The organism is Kitasatospora sp. NPDC004669, from assembly GCF_040609455.1.
GTDB lineage: Bacteria > Actinomycetota > Actinomycetes > Streptomycetales > Streptomycetaceae > Kitasatospora.
The window spans coordinates 67861-86392 of sequence record NZ_JBEXKB010000030.1 but is presented as its reverse complement, the minus strand read 5'-3'; the positions used below and the strand labels follow the sequence as shown (position 1 = coordinate 86392).

The window sequence follows — 18532 nt, the reverse complement described above, 5'->3', positions numbered from 1 at the left end:
CCGTGGTTGAGGGGTGCTGTCGCTGAAAGTCTCAACCGAGCCTTCAAGGATACGCTTGAGGTCCATGAGTCAGGACATCCGAGACTTCCTCACCCCCTCCTGCGAACTGCTGGCGCTCGGCGAGCCGACGCACCAGGAACCGGCCTTCGGGCGGGTCCGCAACGAACTCTTCGCCCGACTGGTCGAGCGGGGCTACCGGTCGATCGCCCTGGAGACCGACCGGGTGGCCGCGCTCGCCGTGGACGACTACGTCCAGGGCGGCCCGGGCACCCTCGACGCGGTGCTGGCCGAGGGCTTCACGCACGGCTTCGGCACCCAGCCCGGAAACCGCCGACTCGTCGCCTGGATGCGGGAGTTCAACCGCGACCGGGAGCCCGGGGAGCGGCTGGCCTGCCACGGCTTCGACATTCCGACCGAGAACACCATGGCCCCCAGCCCCCGCGGCTATCTCGAACACGCCCGCGACTACCTCCAACTCGATGTCGACATCGCGGCGTTGACAGGCGAGGACGAGCGTTGGAGCCGCGAGGAGGCGGTGCTGGACGCGGCGAGCTCGCCCGGCGCCACGGCCGAGGCCGGGACGCTGCGCCGCGTCGCCGACGACATGCTGATCCAACTGTACGTACGGGCACCCGAGTTGATAGCGGAAGGCTCGCGTGCCGACTGGCTCCGGGCCGGGACGCACCTTCAGGCCGGGATCGGGCTGCTGCGCTACCACGCGCAGGCCGCGATCCAGGGCCTCGGGCCGAGCGACCGGGTGGCCGGCCTGCTCGGGCTGCGGGACGCGCTGATGGCGCAGAACCTGCTCGACATCCGCGCCGTCGAGGCCGAGCACGGGCCGACCCTGGTGTTCGCCCACAACCTGCACCTCCAGCGGGCCCCGAGCAGTTGGGCGGGAGGGGCGCTGGACTGCCGCTGGAACGGTGCGGGCCGCATCGTCGGCCCGCTGCTGGGCGAGCGGTACGTCTACGTCGCCGGGAGCCTCGGGCGCAGCGAGGTGCTCGGCTTGGGCGAGCCGGCGCCCGGGACGTACGAGGCCCTGCTGCAGAGGCCGGACAGGGCATGGGGGTTGGTGGCGGCCTCGGCGCTCGGCGAAGCCCGTGCCCGTACCGACACGGCCCCGCAGCAGGGCTACCTCTTCGACCGTTCGACCCTCCTCGGGGCGGCCGCCGTGCTGCACATCGGCGATGGCGCGGCGGCGGCCGGGTAGGGGTTCGTCAAGGTCCCGGGTAGGCGGCGCGCAGGTGGTCCAGCAGGGCGGCGGTCGGCGGTGCCGGCCGTCGCCCGCTCGGCCAGGCCAGGGCGATCCGCACGCGTGGGACGGGGTCGGTGAGCTGCCGGATCCGAAGGTCGGGGGAGGGCCCCGGGTCCGGCAGCACCGCCACGCCGAACCCGTGCGCGGCGAGTTCGGCCAACTGGGGTGGGGCGGCGGCCTCGACGGTCACGGTCGGGCTCGCCCCCACCTCGGCGAGGGCGCGTTCCAGGGCCGTCCGCAGGCCGGTGCCGCGCGGTGTGCTCACCAGGGCGTGCCCGGCGAGCGCGGAGACGGGCAGGGGAACGTCCTGGGCGGCGGCGAGCGGATGCTCCTCGGGGCACACCGCGACCAGCGGTATCTCCAGCACGGTGTGCAGGTCGAGCCCGGTGAGGCTCGTCCAGCCGTCGTCTCCCTCCTGCCCGCGCGCGGCGGTCGGCAGGCCGATCACGGCGAGGTCCAGCCTGCCCTCACGCAGAGCGGCCAGCATCCGCGCGGTGGTGTCCTCGGCGAGCGAGAAGTCGATGCCGGGGTGCTCCTGGCGGAAGGCGGCGAGCGTGGTGGCGAGCCCCGGGAAGGTGCCCAGAGCGGACGGCGGGGTGAGCGCCGCCCCGGCGACCATGCCGAGCCTCACGTGCCCGCGCCGCAGCCCGCCGAACTCCTGCGCCGTCTGCCGGGCGGCCGCCGCGGCGGAGAGCGCGGCCCGGGCGTGCGGCAGCACCGCCTCGCCGACCCGGGTCAGCCGGACGGTGCGGCCCGAGCGATCGAGCAGCGGGTGCCCCAACTCCCGCTCCAGCTGCCGGATCTGGGCGCTCACTCCGGGCTGGCTCAGGTGCAGCAGTTCGGCCGCCCGGGTGAAGCTGCCGTGCTGGGCGACGGTGACGAAGTACTGGAGCTGCCGGAGTTCCATAACTGTTGATCATAGGTGGCAGAACTGCCCGGTCTTGGACGTGCGGACGGCGGGCACTGCAGGCTGAGGGCCATGGAGAGCGTGCGGCAGGACCAGGGTGTGGAATGGATCCGCGAGCAGATCGCGGCGGAGCGACGGGAACTCGCAGGGGTGTTCACCGGCTTCACGGCGGAGCAGTGGAACTCGCCCTCGCTGTGCGACGGTTGGCGGGTGCGGGAGGTGGCCGCCCACGTGAGCACCGGTTTCCGGCACTCAAGGGCTCGGACGGCCTGGGAGCTGGCCCGCTCCGGCGGGAACATCCATCGGATGGCGGACCGCGTCGCCCGCCGGGACGCTGCCGCCCTCACCGACCGTGAGCTGTCCGCCGCCCTGGCCGACCACGCGCGGCACCCCTGGCGGCCCCCGGTCGGCGGCCGGATCGCGGGTCTCGCCCATGACGCGGTCCACGGCCTAGACATCACCGTGGCCCTCGGGATGCCCGCGCGCCTTCCGCTGCCCCGCGCCGCCGCGCTGCTGGGCGCGGTCTCGGCGCGGAGCGTGCGCTTCTTCGGTGCCCGGCTGGAGGGTGTGCGGCTGCGGGCGACGGATGTGGAGTGGTCGTACGGGGAGGGGCGCTCGGTGGTGGAGGGCCGGGCGGAGCACCTGCTGCTGGTGGCGTACGGGCGGCGGGTGCCGCGCGGGCTGCTGGCGGGGGAGGGGGCGGAGCGGTTCGGGTGGGGTCGGTAGGGGGCCGCGCGGGGCGCGAGCAGTACTACCGTACGTAGCTGAATGGCCACTCCTCGGGGGCGGCCCCCGGTCCGCCCGTCGCGTGGGTTCCGTCGTCCCTTCCGCCGCCTGACCTGCGCCCGCCACCCGGCGTGCCTACGATCGGAAGCACCCCTTCCGAATGCATGGCGAGACGGAAGTCAGGTCGCCGATGGCCCCGAGGTCCGCGCAGTGGCCGCCGTACGTGCGGGTCGCGCCGTGGTTGCTGATCGCCGGTGGGCTGGTGTGGAACTCGCTGGAACCGGCCTCCTACTGGGGTGATCCGATGCTGGCGGCGGCCGCCGTACTGGCGGGTGCGCTGCTGACGCTGCGGGACACGGTGGCCGTCGGGGTGGCGAACGTGACCGGGATCCTGCTGGTGTCCGCGCAGGACGGGTCGATCGGGACCCGGGCCGGCTATCTGGAGCTGTTCAACACGCTGTTCGCGGCGCTGCTCGGGGTCGGGGTGAACCGGGTGGTGTCGCGGCACGGGCGGCGGCTGGCCCGGGTGCGGTCGGTGGCGGAGGCGGCGCAGCGGGCGGTGCTGCCGGAGCCGCCGGGGCGGGTGGGGGAACTGGAGGTCGCGGCCTGTTATCGGGCGGCCCAGGACGAGGCGCTGATCGGCGGGGACGCCTACGCGCTGCAGGCGACCCCGTACGGCGTGCGGGTGCTGATCGCGGACGTGCGGGGCAAGGGGCTGCATGCGGTGGGGGCGGTGTCGGTGCTGCTGGGCGCGTTCCGGGAGGAGTCGCACCGCGCACCGGACCTCGGTGTGCTCGCCGACGCCCTGGAGCACTCGCTGACCAGGGAGAGCGCCCACCTGGGCGAGGAACTGCGGCTGGAGGGGTTCATCACGGCGCTGCTGGTGGAGTTCCCGCCGGGGGAGGCACTCGCGCGCACGCTGGACTGCGGGCACCCCGGGCCGTACCTGCTGGGCGGTGCGCCGACGGTGTGCCGGTGGGACGCGGCCGACCCGGGGCTGCCGCTCGGGATGGGAGCCCTGGGCGTGGCGCGGCCGGAACCGGAGACCCGGCCGCTCCCGCCGGGGTGCACGCTGCTGCTGGTGACCGACGGGGTGACCGAGGCCCGGAATTCGGCGGGGGAGTTCTACGACCCGGTACTCGGGCTGGCCCCGCTCGGTCCGTTCGCGGGGCCGGGGGAGGTGCTGGACGCGCTGGTGGCGGACGTGGCGCGGTGGACGGGTGGGCCGCGAGACGACGACATGGCGGTGCTCGCGGTCACCCGCCGAATGACGACGGGGTGACCGACCGAACGGACACGGGGTGACCCGCCATAGCGCACGCCGGGGCGCCGATCAGTCACATGCTTCACGGCTCGGCTCGGTCACGCGAGTATCACGATGAAGTTACGGAAGGTGGGTACTCCATGGAATCCGGCCAAGTTGAGTGACGTCCTCCGGTGGCCGGAAACCGGATGTCCGAATATCGGACGGTGAAATGGACCACTGCTCCCGTAGGCGGTGTGGGTCCCCTGTCGGGCCGCGCTGCCTTGGTCGACGGGCGGGTGCGGCGTCGCGGCGGATCGGCGCCGGGGCATAAGGGGCCGTATGGGAGGCGCAAGGCAGGTCAGGGCAGTGGCGGGATCCGGCCGACCTGCGGTTCGTCCGGAAACGGTTCCGCCGGTTGCCGCGTATCGAAGAGGTGGCCGAGAGTCGCATGGATGAACGAGACGCTTCGCCCCCGCCAGGCCCGTCTGCTGGACCACCGCGACTTCCGGCTCCTGTTGGCCGGAGCCGCGGCGGCCCAGACGGGCAGTCAGGTCACCCTGGTCGCCCTGCCGTTGGTGGCGGTGGTGGTGCTCGACGCCACACCGTTCGAGGTCGGCCTGTTGACCGCCGCCGAGACTGCCGCCTTCCTGCTGGTGGGCCTGCCCGCCGGGGCCTGGCTGGACCGGATGCGCAAGCTCCCGGTGCTGATCCGCGCCGACGTGGTGCGCTGCATCGCCGTCGGCTCGATCCCGCCGGCGGCGGCGCTCGGGGTGCTGACCATGCCGCAGCTGTACCTGGTCGCGCTGGTCACCGGGGTGGCCACGGTGTTCTTCGACGTGGCCCACCAGTCCTTCCTGCCCGCCGTCCTGCCGCGCGAGCGACTGGTCGGCGGCAACGGGGCGCTGGAGACGGTCCGGTCCTCGGCGCAGATCGCCGGGCCGGGCCTCGGCGGCGGGCTGGTCCAGCTGCTCGGCGCGCCGCTCGCCATCGTGGCGGACGCCTGCGGCTACCTCGCCTCCGCTCTGCTGCTCGCCCGGATCCGGGTCGAGGAGGCGCGGCCGGAGCCCGAGCCTGGGCGCTCGCTGCGGGCCGAGGTGGCCGAGGGCGTGCGCTTCGTCCTCGGGCACCCGCTGCTGCGGGCGATCGCCACCGCCACCGCCGTTTCCAACCTGTTCGCCGCCGTGCTGATGGCCGTGCAGACGGTGTTCTGGGTGCGGGTTCTCGACCTGTCGCCCGGCGCCATCGGCGCGCTGCTGTCGGCCTCCGCCCTCGGCGGACTGGCGGGCGCGCTGTGCGCGGGGCAGCTGTCCCGCTGGGTCGGGCAGGCCCGGCTGATCTGGCTGTCCACCGTGGTGACCGCGCCGTTCGCGGTGCTGTGGCCGCTGTCCGAGGGCGGCGCGGGTGCGTGGCTGTTCGGTCTGGCCGCGGGCGTGGTGCTGTTCGGCGCGGTGGCCTACAACGTCGCCCAGGTGAGCTTCCGGCAGAGTGTCTGCCCGCCCGAGCTGCTCGGGCGGATGAACGCCACCATGCGCTTCCTGGTTTGGGGCACCATGCCGATCGGCGCCCTCGGTGGCGGGCTCGTCGCCGACCGAGCCGGGCCGCGCGCCGCCCTGTGGCTCTGCGCGGCGGGATTCCTGCTGGTGCCGGTGCCGCTGCTGCTGTCGCCGCTGCGGCGGATGCGTGACCTGCCCAAGGCGGAAGCCGGGGCCGCCGTGACCGCGGAGGTCCAGGGTGCTGCGGCCGCGGTAGCCCAGGACGCCCAGGAGACCCAGGACGCCCGGAGCGCCGAGCAGCCCGCTGCGAGCCCGACCACTTCGTGACCCCTGACCCCTGACCCTGCCCCTCGACCGAGCACCCGAGCCGAGACCGGAAACCGGAGACCGTTCCGTGCACGCCAGCATCACCGCCGCCTACCTCGCCCGGTACCGCTCCGCCGCCGCCGACTCCCCGGTGGAGCTGCTCCCGCTGACCGGCGCCCAGCGGCGGTTCCTGATCACCCGACGACTCGCGCCGCTGACCCGCTCCGACATCGTCCCGCTGTTCTTCGCCTACCCGCGCGGCACCCTCGACCTGGCCCGGCTGGGGCGTGCGGCCGCCGCGGTCGCCGCCCGCCACCCCGCACTGTGCGGCGGCTTCGCGACCGTACGCGGTACACCCGTGCTGCGGGCCGGCGGGCCCTCGGTCGAGGTCGCCCGGATCGCCGTCGCACCGAACGGAACCTCCGGCGGCGGCGCCGAGGCGGCGCTGCGCGCGGCCCTGCTGGACTGGCCCCTCGACGGGCCCGCGCTGCGCCTGATGATCGCCCAGGAGCCGGACGGAGAAGAGGAGTTGCTCGCCCTCGCGCTGGACCACGCGGCCTGCGACGAACAGTCCCTCGGGGTGCTCGTCGGCGAACTCACCGAGGCCTACCGGCGGGATGAGCCGCCAGCTCCCGGCCCTGACCCGCAGGAACTGGCCGATTTCCGGGAGGCCGTCGAACTCCAGCTGGCCGCCGAGGAGGCCGCCGCCGGCGAGGCCGCCCAGGCCCACTGGGGGCGCCGGCTCGGCGCCGTCACCGGGGCCGGCGGCGGCGCGGCCACGGCCACCGGGATGCTCACCGAGCGGCTACCCGCCGCCGAGGGCGCCGCCCGCAGCGCCGTCTTCCCCGCCCTGCTGGACGCCGTCGGCGCCGCCGCCCAGCGGCTGCACCGCGCGGACGGCCCGCTGGCGCTCGGCTATCCGTGGGGCGGCCGCCCGCCCGGCGCGCCCGCCGCGCTCGGCTGTTTCCTCAACACCCTGGTGCACGCCGTGCCGACGCAATCCGCCGCCGACCTGGAGACGCTCTGCGACGACTGGTGGGACGACCTCGACCACGCCGGCACCCCCTTCGACGAGGTGGTGCGCGCGGCCCGCGCCGCCGGCTCCCTCTGGTCCGGCGCGCTGGACGCGATGCTCACCCTGGAGGACCTCCAGCGGCGCCCGCCGCTGGTGCTCGGCGGCGTCCCCGGCCGGGAGGTCCACCTCGCCGGACGGCCGCTCGCCGCGCCGCTGGCCGTCGCCGCCGCGCACGGCGACGAGCTGCTGGTCCGTCTGGCCTGGGACAGCGAGCGTTTCCCCGCCGCGGACGCCGAGGCCGCCTTCGAGCAGCTGCTCGCCGTGCTGCGCCACCACCTCTCCTAGGCCCGGCCCCTCCAGCAGGCCACCCGTTCCGACAGGCCAGTCCCTTCCGACAGGCCAGTCCCTTCGAACCTCGGGCCGCACCCTCACCCCGGTACGGCCCGGCCCCCACCGGCCGCCGCGGGACCACCCCACACCTGCGCCCGGCCACCGCAGTGCCAACACGCCCACCACACAAGGGAATCACCCATGTTCGCACTCTCTCCCTCGCAGGAGATCGTCTGGCTGCACGAGCAGATGCTGCCGGGCAGTCGCGCCTACAACTTCACAGCCGTGCTCGACCTGTGGGGCACCCTCGACCGCGACGCGCTGCATGCGGGCCTCGCCGCCGTCCTAGGTCACCACCCGGGCCTGCGGCTGGAGTTGGTCCCCCGAGCGGAAGGCCTGCCTGGCCAGCGGGTCGCCGAGAACTGCCAACCGGTGCTGCGTCACAGCGACTTCACCGCCGAGGCCGACCCGGAGGCCGCCTTCCGCCGGCTGCTCGCCGCCGAGGCCGAGGAGCCGCTGGACACCGAGTGCGCCCCGGTGCTGCGCTGGCACCTGGTCCGACTCGGCGAGGACCACCACCGGCTGATCCACGTCGAGCACCACCTCGTCCACGACGGTCACTCCTTCGCCATCCTGCTGCGCGACCTGTTCACCGTCTACCGCGCCCACGTCCTCGACCAGCCGTACGAGCTGCCCGCCGCCCCCTCGTACGAGCAGCACGCCCGCCGCTCCGTCGACCCCGACACCCGCGAGCGCGATCTCGCCTTCTGGACCCGGGAGTTGGCCGACGCCCCGCGTGAGGTCACCCTTCCCGGGCTGGCCAAGCCGGGCGTCGAGCGCCGCCACCGCGGCGGGCAGCTGCGCCAGTCGATCGGGGCCGACCTCGCCGAGCGGCTGCGCGAGCGCAGCAAGGCCGACGGCCACACCCCGTTCAGCACCCTGCTCACCCTGTTCGCGGAACTGTTGCGCCGCCACAGCGGCCACCGCGAACTCGTCATCGGCACCGCCGTCGGCAACCGGCCGGAGGGCTTCGAGAGCACCGTCGGCATGTTCGTCAACACCGTGCCGCTGCGCCTGCGGCTCGACCCGGCCGCCCCCGGCACCGAAGCCGTGGACGAGGCCACCGACGTCCTGTTGCGCGCCCTGCCGCACCAGGACCTGCCGGTGCAGGAGCTGACCCGCCGCCTGGGGCTGCACACCGGCGGCGCCGACAACCCGCTGTTCAACGTGATGTTCAGCGCACACGACGCTGCGCTGCCGGACGTCCAGGCGCCCGACCTGGAGGTCTCGCTCTACGAGGGCTTCAACACCGGCACCACCCGCTTCGACCTCGACCTGGTGCTGCTGCCCGACGACCGCCGGGTGGTCGGCGAGAAACACGGCGCCGCCGGGATGACCCTGGTCTGGGACTACGACGCCGACCTCTTCGGCGAGGCCGGGGCCGTGCTGCTGGCCGACCGCCTGCTGGAACTGCTGCGCAGCTACCTCGACCGGCCGCAGGCGCCGCTCGCCGAGCTCGCCCCCGCGGCCGAGGCCGAACCTGCCGTCTCGGTCACCCCGGCCGGGCTGGACCCGGCCGCAGCCCACGACCCCACCGCGCTCGCCCTGCTGGCCGGCGCCGAGCGGATCAGCTACGGCGAACTCGACCGCCGCGTCGGTGAGTTGACCGACCGGCTGCGCGCCGCCGGGGTCACCCCCGGCCAGCCGGTGGCCGCCGTGCTGCCGCGCGGCACCGACAGCGTGGTCGCCCTGCTCGCCTGCCTGCGCCTCGGCGCCGTCTACGCGCCGCTGTCCACCGAGGACCCGGCCGCCCGGCTCGGCCTGCTGCTGGAGCGACTCGCCCCCGCGCTGGTCCTGGCCACCCGGCAGAGCGCGCTCGCACTGCCCGCCGAGGGCGTCACCCCGGCGCTGCTGGACGGCCCCGCGTTCCCGAAGGCCGAGCCCGCAGCCGTGTTGGAGGGCGCCGCCTACGTCATCCACACCTCCGGCTCCACCGGTGTGCCCAAGCCCGTCCTGGTCGGCCGTGAGGCGCTCGCCGGGTACGTCGCCGCGATCGCGGCCCGCTACGAACTCACCTCCACCGACCGGGTGTTGCTGTTCGCCCGGCCGTCCTTCGACGTGGCGCTGGAGGAGGCGCTGCCCGCCCTCGCCGTCGGCGCCGCGCTCGTGCTGCCGCAGCGCGAGGTGCCCACCGGGCCCGAGCTGGTCGCCGTGCTCGCCGCCCGCGGCGTCACCGTCGCCAACCTGCCGACCAGCTACCTGCTGGGCGTGCGCGAGGACCTGCGCGAGGCGCTGCGGGACGGCCGTTGGACGCCCCGGCTGCTCGTCCTCGGCGGCGAGCGCCTGCCCGCCCGCGCGCTGACCGGCCTGACCGAGTCCACCACCGTGCTCAACGCCTACGGCGTCACCGAGGCCACCGTCACCTCCACCGTCCACCGGGTCACCGAGGCCGACGTCGCCGAGGACGGCGAGATCCCGCTCGGCACCGAGATCGACGGCGTGCGGATCCACGTCCTGGACGAGACCCTGCGCCCGCTCCCGGCCGGCTGTGTCGGTGAACTCGTCGTCGGCGGCCACCTGTTGGCCGAGGGCTACGTCGGCCTGCCGGAGCCCACCGCCGCCCGCTTCACCACCGTCCCCGCTCTCGGCGGCGCCCGGGTCTACCGCACCGGCGACCGCGGCTACCGCGACACCGAGGGACGACTGCGGTTCCTCGGCCGCGCCGACAACCAGGTCAAGCTGCGCGGCCACCGGATCGAACTGGAGGAGATCGAGGCCGCCGCCTCCGCCGAACTCGGCGGCCGCTCCTGTGCCGTGCTGCTGCACACCGACCCGCAGACCGGCCCCCGCCTGGTCGGTTTCCTGGAGGGCGCCGACCGCCCCGACCAGGCCGCTCTGCACGCGGCGCTGGCCCGCCGGCTGCCCGGCGGACTCGTCCCGGCCACCTGGACGGCCGTCCCCTCGATGCCCACCCTGCCCGGCGGCAAGCCCGACCGCGCCGCCCTCGCCCGGCTCGCCGACGAGACCCCCGAGCAGCAGGAGAGCGCGCCCAGTGCCTTCGCCGACCCCGGCCAGGAACTGATCGCCGCCGCCTGGCGCGAGGTGCTCGGCCACGACCGCTTCACCGCCGACTCGCACTTCTTCGAGGTCGGCGGCCACTCGCTGCTCGCCGCCCAGCTGGCCGCCTTCCTGGAGCCGCACCTGGGCAGCCGCCCGCCGCTGCGCACCCTGTTCCGCCACGCCGTGCTGGCCGACCAGGCCCGCGTCCTCGCGGGGGGCTCCAAGTGAGGGAGCGGAGCGAGCGAACCATCAAGAGGCGCGCGTTTCGCGAAGCGACCGCCGAGCGCAGCGAGGTGAGCGCATGAGCGCCCCGTCCGCCGTCCTCGAAGCCGGCCACCGCGAACTCGTCGACGCCTTCGAGAGCTTCGTGCGCCGCGAACTCGTCCCGCTCGCCGCCGAGTTGCCGGAGACCGCCGACCAGGTCCCGGCCGACCTGCGGGCCTATGTGCGCAAGCGCTCCGCCGCGCTCGGCTTCTACGCCGGGGACTACCCCGAGGAACTCGGCGGCGCCGACATGCCGTTCACCGCCGTCGTGCTGCTGCACCACGCCGCCGGGCGCAGCGGCTGCGTGCTCGCCCCGTACGCGCTGGCCGGTTCCGACGGCCCCAGCCCGCTGCTGCGGCACGGCACCCCCGAGCAGATCGAGCGCCACCTCGTCCCGCTGGTGCGCGGCGAGCAGACCCGCTGCCTGGCGCTGACCGAGCCGCAGGCCGGTTCGGACGCGTTCCGGCTCACCACCACCGCCGTGCGCACCGGTGACGGCTGGGTGCTGAACGGGCGCAAGACCTTCGTCAGCAACGCCGAGCACGCCGGGATCGCGCTGGTGGTCGCCGCCACCGACCTCGGCGACGGTGCCGGGCCCACCGCCGGGGCCACCGCCTTCGTGCTGCCGATGGACCAGCCCGGACTGCGGATCGGCCAGCGCTACGAGGGCATGTCCGGCGAGCCGCTGTTCGAGTTGCTGCTCGACCAGGTCAGCGTCGGCCCGGAGGCCGTCATCGGCGGCGAGGAGGGCATCGCGGCGGCCACCGCCCTCGCCATGGACAGCCTCTCCCGCGGCCGTCTGGTCGTCGCCGCGATGTGCAACGGCATCGCCGAGTACGCGCTGCGCGCCGGCGTCGAGTACGCCCGTGAGCGGCGCGCCTTCGGCCGGGTGATCGGCGAGTACCAGCACGTGCAGGAGCACTTGGTGACCACCCGCGCCGAGGTGGAGGCGTCCAAGCTGCTCACCCTCGCCTGCGCCCGACTGGTGGACGAGGGCACCGAGGCGCCCGAGAACGCGGCACTCGCCAAGCTCACCGCCTCCGAGACGGCGGTGCGCGCCGTGGACCGCTCGCTCCAGGTGCACGGCGCCACCGGTTGGGTGCGCGGCCACCCGCTGGAGTTCCTGTACCGCTATGTCCGGATGACCACGATCATCGAAGGGACCTCAGAGGTCCAGAAGGTGATCATCGCCCGTTCCATGGGCCTGAACTGACGACTAGTCACTTATCTGGAGTCGATGATGGAATCCCTGAGCATCGGGCACGGCCGTCCGCACCAGGACGGCGGGGTCCTTGACCTGTTCACCGGCTGGGTGCACCGCACCCCGCACGCACCCGCCCTGATCGACGGCGAGCAGAGCTACAGCTACGCCGAGCTCGACCGCCTCGCCGACGCCGTCGCCGAGACCCTGCGCGGCCGGGTCGGCAAGGGCGACCTGCTCGGCGTCTGCCTCGGCCACTCGGCCGCGCTGGTCGCCGTCACCCTGGCCGCCGCCAAGCTCGGCGCCGTCCACCTGCCGCTGGGCCCGCGCCCGGGCGAGCGGCGGCTGCAGGCCGTCGCCGAGCAACTGCGGCCGGCTTGCCTGGTCGGCGAGCCGGGCGTCCTGCCGGCCGGCGGCGAGCGGCTGTCGCTGGACCTGCCCGCCACCGGCGCGGTGGAGGCCGTACTGGCCTCCGGCGACCAGGCTGCCGTCCCGGTCGGCACCCACTACGCGGTGCTGACCTCGGGCTCCACCGGCACCCCCAAGGCCGTCGCCGTCACCGAACCGGCGCTCGGCGCGCTGCTGCACTGGTACCGCGAACTGACCGGCCTCGGCCCCGGCACCCGGCACAGCCTGCTGATCGGGGTCGCCTTCGACCCGCACCTGATGGAGCTGTGGGCCGGCCTCACCTCCGGCGCCGCGCTGGTCGTCGCCCCCGAGGCCGTCCGGTGGGACTCCGGCGCGCTCACCGACTGGCTCGGCGAGGCCCGGATCACCGTCACCGTGCTGCCCACCCCGCTGGCCGAACCCGTCCTCGGCCGGCCCTGGCCCGCCGGGCTGGCGCTGCGCCACCTGACCGTCGGCGGGGACCGGTTGCGCCGCGTCCCCGGGCCGGACGTCACCGCGACCGTCCACAACGCCTACGGCCCCGCCGAGGCCACCGTCACCACCACCGTGCACACCATGGCGCCCGGCGGCGACCACGGGGACGGCGCGCCGCCGATCGGACTGCCCGTCCCGGGCGCGGTCGTCCTGGTCACCGACGAGCAGGGCCGCCCGGTGCCCAGAGGAGTGGCAGGCGAGCTGCGGATCGGCGGCCGGGGCCTGGCGGCCGGCTACCTCGACCCCGAGCTGACCGCCCGCCGCTTCGTCGAGGTGCCGCCCGGCGTGGACGGCATCGACCGGGTCTACCGCAGCGGCGACCGGGTCGTGATGCGCGCCGACGGCGTGCTGGAGTTCCACGGCCGCCTGGACGACCAGGTCAAGGTCAGCGGGGTGCGGATCGAACCCGCCGAGGTCGAGGCCGCCTTCGAGCGCGACCCGCGGGTACGCCGGGCCGTGGTCGCCGCCGAGGCCGCGGTGACGGGCGGCGCACGGCTGGTGGCCTTCGTCCAGGCCGAGGACGGTGCGCAGGTCGAGGCCCTGCTGGACGCGGTGCGGCCCTGGCTGCCCGAGCAGGCCGTGCCCTCGGCCGTCCGGCTGGTCGACCGCTACCCGCTGGACGCCAACGGCAAGGTGGACCGCGCGGCGCTGCTCGCCGCCGAGGCGCCGGTCGCCGTGGGCGCGGGGGGCTCGGGAGTCTCGGAGGTCGAGGAGGGCGACACCCCGGTCGAGCGCACCGTGCTGAAGCTCTGTCGCGAGCTGATCGGCCGCGCCGACCTCGGTCCGGGCGACAACTTCCTGGCGTCGGGCGGAAACTCGCTCGCCGCCGCCCGACTGCTGGAGTCCCTGGAGGGGGAGTACGGCGTGCGGCTGCGCGCCGCCCTGCTGCTGCGCCAGCCCGACCTGCGGGCGATCGCGCGGCTGGTCCAGGAGCGGATGCCCAGCACCTCGCTCGCGTAGGCCCTGACCGTCCACCCCGCCTGAGCACGGGCGCCCCGGCCTCGCCGCCGGGGCGCCCGGAAGGGAACCAGCCATGACGCTCACCGTCCCCGCCATCCCCACCGTCTCCACCCTCCCCGCCCTGATCGCCCGGCACGCCGAGCGGCACCCGAGCGCGCTCGCCGTGACCGACGGCTCCACCTTCCTCACCTACCGCGAACTCCTGGACGCCTCCGGCCGGTTGGCCGCCGTCCTCGCCGCGCGCGGGATCGGCCCCGGCAGCGCCGTCGGCCTGCTCTGCGCCCGCTCGGCCCGCCTGGCCGTCGCCCAGCTCGCCGTCTGGCGGGCCGGCGGCCACGTCCTCCCGCTCGACCCGGCCTACCCGCGCCCGCGCATCGCCGAGATGGCCGCCGACGCGGACGTGCGCCTCGTCCTCGGCGACAAGACGCTGCTCGCCGAGGTCGGACTGCCCGAGGAACGCACCCTGGTGCTGACCGAGCGCGGCACCGAGGCCACCGGGGAAACGGTGCCGGACGCCGCCGAGGCGGCCGCGCCCGCCCTGCTCTACTACACCTCCGGCTCCACCGGCCGCCCCAAGGGCGTGCTCGTCCCGCACGGCGCCGTCGCCGACCTGGTCACCGCCCCGGACGCGGTCGCCCTCGGCCCGCGCGACCGGGTGCTCCTCCACTCCACCGTCTCCTTCGACGCCGCCACCTTCGAACTGTGGGCCCCGCTCGCCCGGGGCGCCGCCGTCGCGATCTCCCCTGCCGAACGGCCCTCCACCGAGGAACTCGTCCGCGACGTCGAGCGGTTCGGCGTCACAACCCTCCTCCTCACCACCGCGCTCTTCCACCACCTGGCCGCCAAGCAGTCCCGGATCTTCGGCGTGCTGCGCACCGTGGTCGTCGGCGGCGAGGCGATGTCCGCCGAGCACGCCGGGGCGGTGCTGCGGGCCTTCCCGTGGCTGGAGCTGTGCAACGGGTACGGGCCCACCGAGGCCACCACCTTCACCACCCTGCACCGGGTCACCCCGGCCGACTGCGACAACGGTGCCGTCCCGATCGGACGACCCTTCGGCGACGCCCGTGTCCTCGTCCTGGACGAGCGGCTCGCGCCGGTGGAGCCCGGCACGGTGGGCGAGCTCTGGATCGCCGGCGGGCGGCTCGCCCAGGGCTACCTCAACCGGCCCGAGCTGACCGCTGAGCGCTTCCGTACGCTCCCGGGCCAGGGCCGCGCCTACCGCAGCGGTGACCTGGTGCGCCAGCGGCCGGACGGCGTACTGGAGTTCCACGGACGAACCGACGACCAGGTCAAGGTCCGGGGCTTCCGGATCGAACCCGGTGAGGTCGAGCACGCGCTGCTTCAGCTCCCCGAGGTCGCCGAGGTGGCCGTGGTGGTCCGCCGCGCCGGGCAGCCCGACGCCGCGCTCACCGCCTGCCTGGTCCTCGCCGAGGGCGCCCGACCGAGCGTCGAGACCCTGCGCACCCGGCTCGCCGAGCGGCTGCCCGCCCACCTGGTCCCCACCGCCTGGACGGTGCTCGACGTGCTGCCGCTCACCGGCAGCGGCAAGGTCGACCGGCGGGCGCTCGCCACCACCCCCGACCCGGCCGCCGCCTCCGGCCCGGTCGAGGCCGTGCTCACCCCGATCCAGCAGGCCGTCGCCGAGGCGTGGAGCCGCGCCCTGGAACGTCGGATCACCGACCCGGCCGCCGACTTCCTCACCGAGGGCGGCCACTCGCTGCTCGCCATGTGGATCGTCGACGACCTGCGCGAGGACCTCGGCGTCGAACTGTCCCTCGCGGACTTCCTCGGCCACCCCACCGTGGCGGGGCAGGCCGAACTGCTGGAGCGCGCCCTGCGGGCCGCCGACGACACCTCCGGAGCCGACCGATGAGCACCACCGACCAGAGCGACCTGTTGCGCCGCGCCCGCAACCGCCGCGCCGCCACCGCGCCCGGCCGCCCGGCGGCTGCCCCGGCAGCCCCGACAGGCCCGGCCCCGCTCTCCCACGCCCAGCAGCGGATGTGGCTGATGGACCACCTGGGCCAGGGCGGCGCCCTCTACAACGTCCCGCTCGCCACCCGACTGCGCGGCCCGCTCGACCCGGCAGCCCTGGCCGCCGCGCTCACCGCCCTCACCGAGCGGCACGCCGTGCTGCGCACCTGCTACCCCCGCCGGGGCGACCAGCCGTACCAGCGGATCGAACCGGCCGCCCCGGTGCCGCTGCCGATCGTGGACGCCGACGGCACGGACCGGCTCGCCGTCGAGGCCGCCCGGCCGTTCGACCTCGCCACCGGCCCGATGCTGCGCGCACTGCTGCTCCGGCACGGGCCCGAGGACCACACCCTGCTGCTGACGATCCACCACATCGCGGTGGACGGCGGATCGCTCCCGGTGCTCGCGGCCGACCTCGCCGCGCTCTACACCGCGGCTCGTGACGGCGTCGAGCCAGGGCTCCCGTCGCCGGGTATGCCGTACGCCGAGTACGCCCGCCAGGAGCGTGCCCGCGACGCCGAACTCACCGCCGCCGCCGACGCCCGCGCCGCCCACCTGGCCGGCGCCCGGCCGCTGCCGCTGCTGCGGCCCGTCCCGCCCGGCACCCGCGAACGCCGTGCCGCCCTGCACGCCGCACCGCTCGACCCCGCCACCGTCGAGGGACTGCGGCAGCTCGGCGCCCGGCACGGCGCGACGCTGTTCGCCGTCGTGCTCGCCGCCGCCTTCGCCACCCTGCGCACCGCCTCCGGGCAGAACGACCTCACCCTGGGCTGCGCCAGCGGCCACCGGGCCCGGCCCGAGCTGCGCCGGACCGTCGGCCTCGGCGTCAACACTCTCGCCGTGCGGGCCGAGCTGGCCGGGGAGGAGACCTTCAGCGAGGCGCTGGCCCTGGTGCGTGGCGCGCTGCTCGACGCGCAGCAGCACCACCAGGTGCCCTTCGACCTGGTGGTCGAGCGGCTCGGCGCGGCCTCGCGCGGCGCGGACGGCACCCCGCTGCTGTCGGTCAGCTGCGACCTGGTCCAGCCCGTCACGCCGCTGGAACTTCCCGGGCTGGCCGCCGAGAACATCGAACTCGACCTCGGGCTCGCCAAGTTCGGCCTCGCCCTGCTGCTGGAGGACGGGCCGCAGCCGCGCTGCCTGGTCCAGCACGACCGGGACGCGCTGGACGAGACCACCGCCGCGCGGTTGCTCGACGCCTTCGCCGCCGTGCTCGACGCGGTGGCCTCGGACGCCGACCTGCCGCTGTCGGAGCTGCCCGGAAGCCGTCTGGTCGCCGCCCAGCACCCGCTGGTGGAGGCGCTGTTGGCCGACCCGAGGGTGGCCGAGGCGGCGGTGGTCGAGGCCGCCGGCGGTCCGCCGCTCGCCTACGCCGTGGTGCGCGGCCCGGTCGCCCCCAGCGGCAGCGACCTGCGTTCGGTCCTGCGACGCGGCCTGAATGCTGCCGAACTCCCGCTCGCGATCACCCTGTTGGACCGGATCCCGCGCACCGTGGACGGCGCCGTCGACCGAGACCGACTGCCCGGCGCCGCCCCGGCCGGCGCCTCCGCGCGACCCGGCCCGCTCGACCTGGTCCGCACCGCCTTCGGTGAACTGCTCGGCAGCGTCCCGCCCGCCGACGGCGACTTCTTCGCCCTCGGCGGCCACTCGCTGGTCGCCGTCCAGCTCGCCGAACGCCTGCGCACCCGCGTCGGGCTGCCGCTCACCGGTCTCGACATCCTGGAACAGCGCACCCCGCGCGCCCTCGCCGCCCTGCTCGCCACCCGCGCGGACGAGCGCCGTGCCGCCCTCGCCCGGACCGGCGCCCACACCCGCACCAGGCCCCGCACCGGGACCGTGCTGCTCACCGGTGCCACCGGTGGTGTCGGCGCGGCCGTACTGCAGGAGCTGATGGCCCAGGGCCGCCCGGTGCGGGTACTGGTCCGACCGGAGTCCGCACACCTGCCGACCCTGCACGGCGCCGAGATCGCCGAAGGCGACCTGGCCGACCTGGACAGCCTCCACCGCGCGGTCAAGGGCGTGGACGCGGTCATCCACTCCGCCTGCACCTTCACCGAGCACGCCACCGACCTCGCCGCCATGCGCGCGCTGCTGGACGGCTGGTCCGGCGGGCCGTTCGTGTTCGTCAGCAGCATCGACGCCTACGGACGGCCAACCGGCACGGACGTCGCCGAGGGCGGTCCGAGTGGCGCGCCGGTCACCGCCTACGGGCAGGCGAAGCTGGACTGCGAACAGCTGCTCTTCGAGGCCGCCGAGGCGGGCGGACGCGGCCCGGTCACCGCCGTGCGCGCCCCGATCGTCTGGGGCCCGCAGCAGCGCCTGCGCGACCAGCTCCGCTGGGGCTCCACCGGCGAGCTCTACCAGGCCGCGCTGGCCGGCCGGCCCATCGCCCTTCCCGCCCCGGCCCCAGGCGGGCGCGACACCTGGAACGGCGCCGCCTGGGTGCACTCGGCGGCCCTTGCCCGCGCCCTCGCCGCCTGCGCGGTGCCCGCCCACCCCGCCGCCGGACGCGTCGTGAACGCGATCAGCGGGCACGTCTCCTGGGCGGAGTTCACCACCGAGCTGATCCGGCTGCTCGGCTCGGAGAGCACGCTGGACCAGCGCCCCGACGCCGACCCGGAGCTGCGCCGCCCCTGGCACTACCGGGCGGAGACCCTCGCGGTCGCGCTCCGGCCGGAGCCGGGGGAGGACTGGCGCACCGTGCTGGCGGCCATGGTCGGCTGAGGCCGGCGCACGCGGCGGAGGAGTCCGGCACCGGACTCCTCCGCCCGGCTACCGCAGCTGCCGCAGCCGGGGCGCTGCGGTGTCGCGGATCCGCCGTAGGGCTCCCGGTCCGCGGCTCCGGCCGACCCGGTCGCGCTCGCGCTCGTGCTCGTGCTCGTGCTCGTGCTCGTGCTCAAGGGAACGTCCTCCGTG

General features: G+C 75.4%; 11 protein-coding genes. 10 read left to right on the top strand and 1 reads right to left on the bottom strand.

The window, feature by feature from the left end:
* The first annotated feature begins 64 nt into the window (after positions 1 to 64).
* Positions 65 to 1210 carry an erythromycin esterase family protein gene (locus ABZW30_RS24325; protein WP_355673288.1) on the top strand — a complete coding sequence of 382 codons (1146 nt, stop codon included), beginning with the start codon at positions 65 to 67 and terminating at the stop codon, positions 1208 to 1210.
* Between the two features lie 7 nt (positions 1211 to 1217).
* Here the strand turns inward: ABZW30_RS24325 and ABZW30_RS24320 are convergent, their stop codons facing one another.
* Complete coding sequence (locus ABZW30_RS24320) at positions 1218 to 2162, bottom strand: LysR family transcriptional regulator (protein WP_355673287.1); 945 nt, start codon at positions 2160 to 2162, stop codon at positions 1218 to 1220.
* 72 nt (positions 2163 to 2234) lie between these two features.
* On the opposite strand from ABZW30_RS24320, the gene ABZW30_RS24315 reads away from it, so the two are divergent.
* From ABZW30_RS24315 to ABZW30_RS24275, 9 genes are all read left to right on the top strand, one after another.
* Positions 2235 to 2888: a maleylpyruvate isomerase family mycothiol-dependent enzyme gene (locus ABZW30_RS24315; RefSeq protein WP_355673286.1), complete on the top strand. Its 654-nt coding sequence runs from the start codon at positions 2235 to 2237 to the stop codon at positions 2886 to 2888.
* Positions 2889 to 3078: 190 nt separating this feature from the next.
* Positions 3079 to 4170, top strand: a complete 1092-nt coding sequence (locus ABZW30_RS24310; RefSeq protein ID WP_355673285.1) for a PP2C family protein-serine/threonine phosphatase — start codon at positions 3079 to 3081, stop codon at positions 4168 to 4170.
* A gap of 416 nt (positions 4171 to 4586) precedes the next feature.
* A complete protein-coding gene (locus tag ABZW30_RS24305) occupies positions 4587 to 5954 on the top strand; it encodes an MFS transporter (protein WP_355673284.1) in 1368 nt (455 codons plus the stop codon).
* A gap of 67 nt (positions 5955 to 6021) precedes the next feature.
* Positions 6022 to 7293: a non-ribosomal peptide synthetase gene (locus tag ABZW30_RS24300; protein ID WP_355673283.1), complete on the top strand. Its 1272-nt coding sequence runs from the start codon at positions 6022 to 6024 to the stop codon at positions 7291 to 7293.
* Positions 7294 to 7479: 186 nt separating this feature from the next.
* On the top strand, positions 7480 to 10566 hold the full coding sequence (locus tag ABZW30_RS24295) for an amino acid adenylation domain-containing protein (RefSeq protein WP_355673282.1): 3087 nt from the start codon (positions 7480 to 7482) through the stop codon (positions 10564 to 10566).
* Between the two features lie 73 nt (positions 10567 to 10639).
* Positions 10640 to 11815 (top strand): acyl-CoA dehydrogenase family protein, encoded by a 1176-nt coding sequence (locus ABZW30_RS24290; RefSeq protein ID WP_355673281.1) that lies wholly within the window; start codon positions 10640 to 10642, stop codon positions 11813 to 11815.
* A 27-nt stretch (positions 11816 to 11842) separates the two neighbouring features.
* The gene (locus ABZW30_RS24285; protein WP_355673280.1) at positions 11843 to 13645 is read left to right on the top strand and encodes a non-ribosomal peptide synthetase; all 1803 of its coding nucleotides are present in this window, start codon (positions 11843 to 11845) and stop codon (positions 13643 to 13645) included.
* A 73-nt stretch (positions 13646 to 13718) separates the two neighbouring features.
* Positions 13719 to 15518 (top strand): non-ribosomal peptide synthetase, encoded by a 1800-nt coding sequence (locus tag ABZW30_RS24280; RefSeq protein WP_355673279.1) that lies wholly within the window; start codon positions 13719 to 13721, stop codon positions 15516 to 15518.
* Positions 15515 to 18340 (top strand): condensation domain-containing protein, encoded by a 2826-nt coding sequence (locus ABZW30_RS24275; protein WP_355673278.1) that lies wholly within the window; start codon positions 15515 to 15517, stop codon positions 18338 to 18340. The genes ABZW30_RS24280 and ABZW30_RS24275 overlap by 4 nt, the downstream gene beginning before the upstream one ends.
* Positions 18341 to 18532 lie beyond the last annotated feature (192 nt).

Excerpts from the sequence above, each read along its gene's own strand:
- ABZW30_RS24285 (WP_355673280.1), top strand. The coding sequence starts at position 11,843 with ATGGAATCCCTGAGCATCGGGCACGGCCGTCCGCACCAGGACGGCGGG.
- ABZW30_RS24315 (WP_355673286.1), top strand. The coding sequence starts at position 2,235 with ATGGAGAGCGTGCGGCAGGACCAGGGTGTGGAATGGATCCGCGAGCAG.
- ABZW30_RS24295 (WP_355673282.1), top strand. The coding sequence starts at position 7,480 with ATGTTCGCACTCTCTCCCTCGCAGGAGATCGTCTGGCTGCACGAGCAG.
- ABZW30_RS24325 (WP_355673288.1), top strand. The coding sequence starts at position 65 with ATGAGTCAGGACATCCGAGACTTCCTCACCCCCTCCTGCGAACTGCTG.
- ABZW30_RS24290 (WP_355673281.1), top strand. The coding sequence starts at position 10,640 with ATGAGCGCCCCGTCCGCCGTCCTCGAAGCCGGCCACCGCGAACTCGTC.
- ABZW30_RS24275 (WP_355673278.1), top strand. The coding sequence starts at position 15,515 with ATGAGCACCACCGACCAGAGCGACCTGTTGCGCCGCGCCCGCAACCGC.
- ABZW30_RS24310 (WP_355673285.1), top strand. The coding sequence starts at position 3,079 with ATGGCCCCGAGGTCCGCGCAGTGGCCGCCGTACGTGCGGGTCGCGCCG.
- ABZW30_RS24305 (WP_355673284.1), top strand. The coding sequence starts at position 4,587 with ATGAACGAGACGCTTCGCCCCCGCCAGGCCCGTCTGCTGGACCACCGC.
- ABZW30_RS24320 (WP_355673287.1), bottom strand. The coding sequence starts at position 2,162 with ATGGAACTCCGGCAGCTCCAGTACTTCGTCACCGTCGCCCAGCACGGC.
- ABZW30_RS24280 (WP_355673279.1), top strand. The coding sequence starts at position 13,719 with ATGACGCTCACCGTCCCCGCCATCCCCACCGTCTCCACCCTCCCCGCC.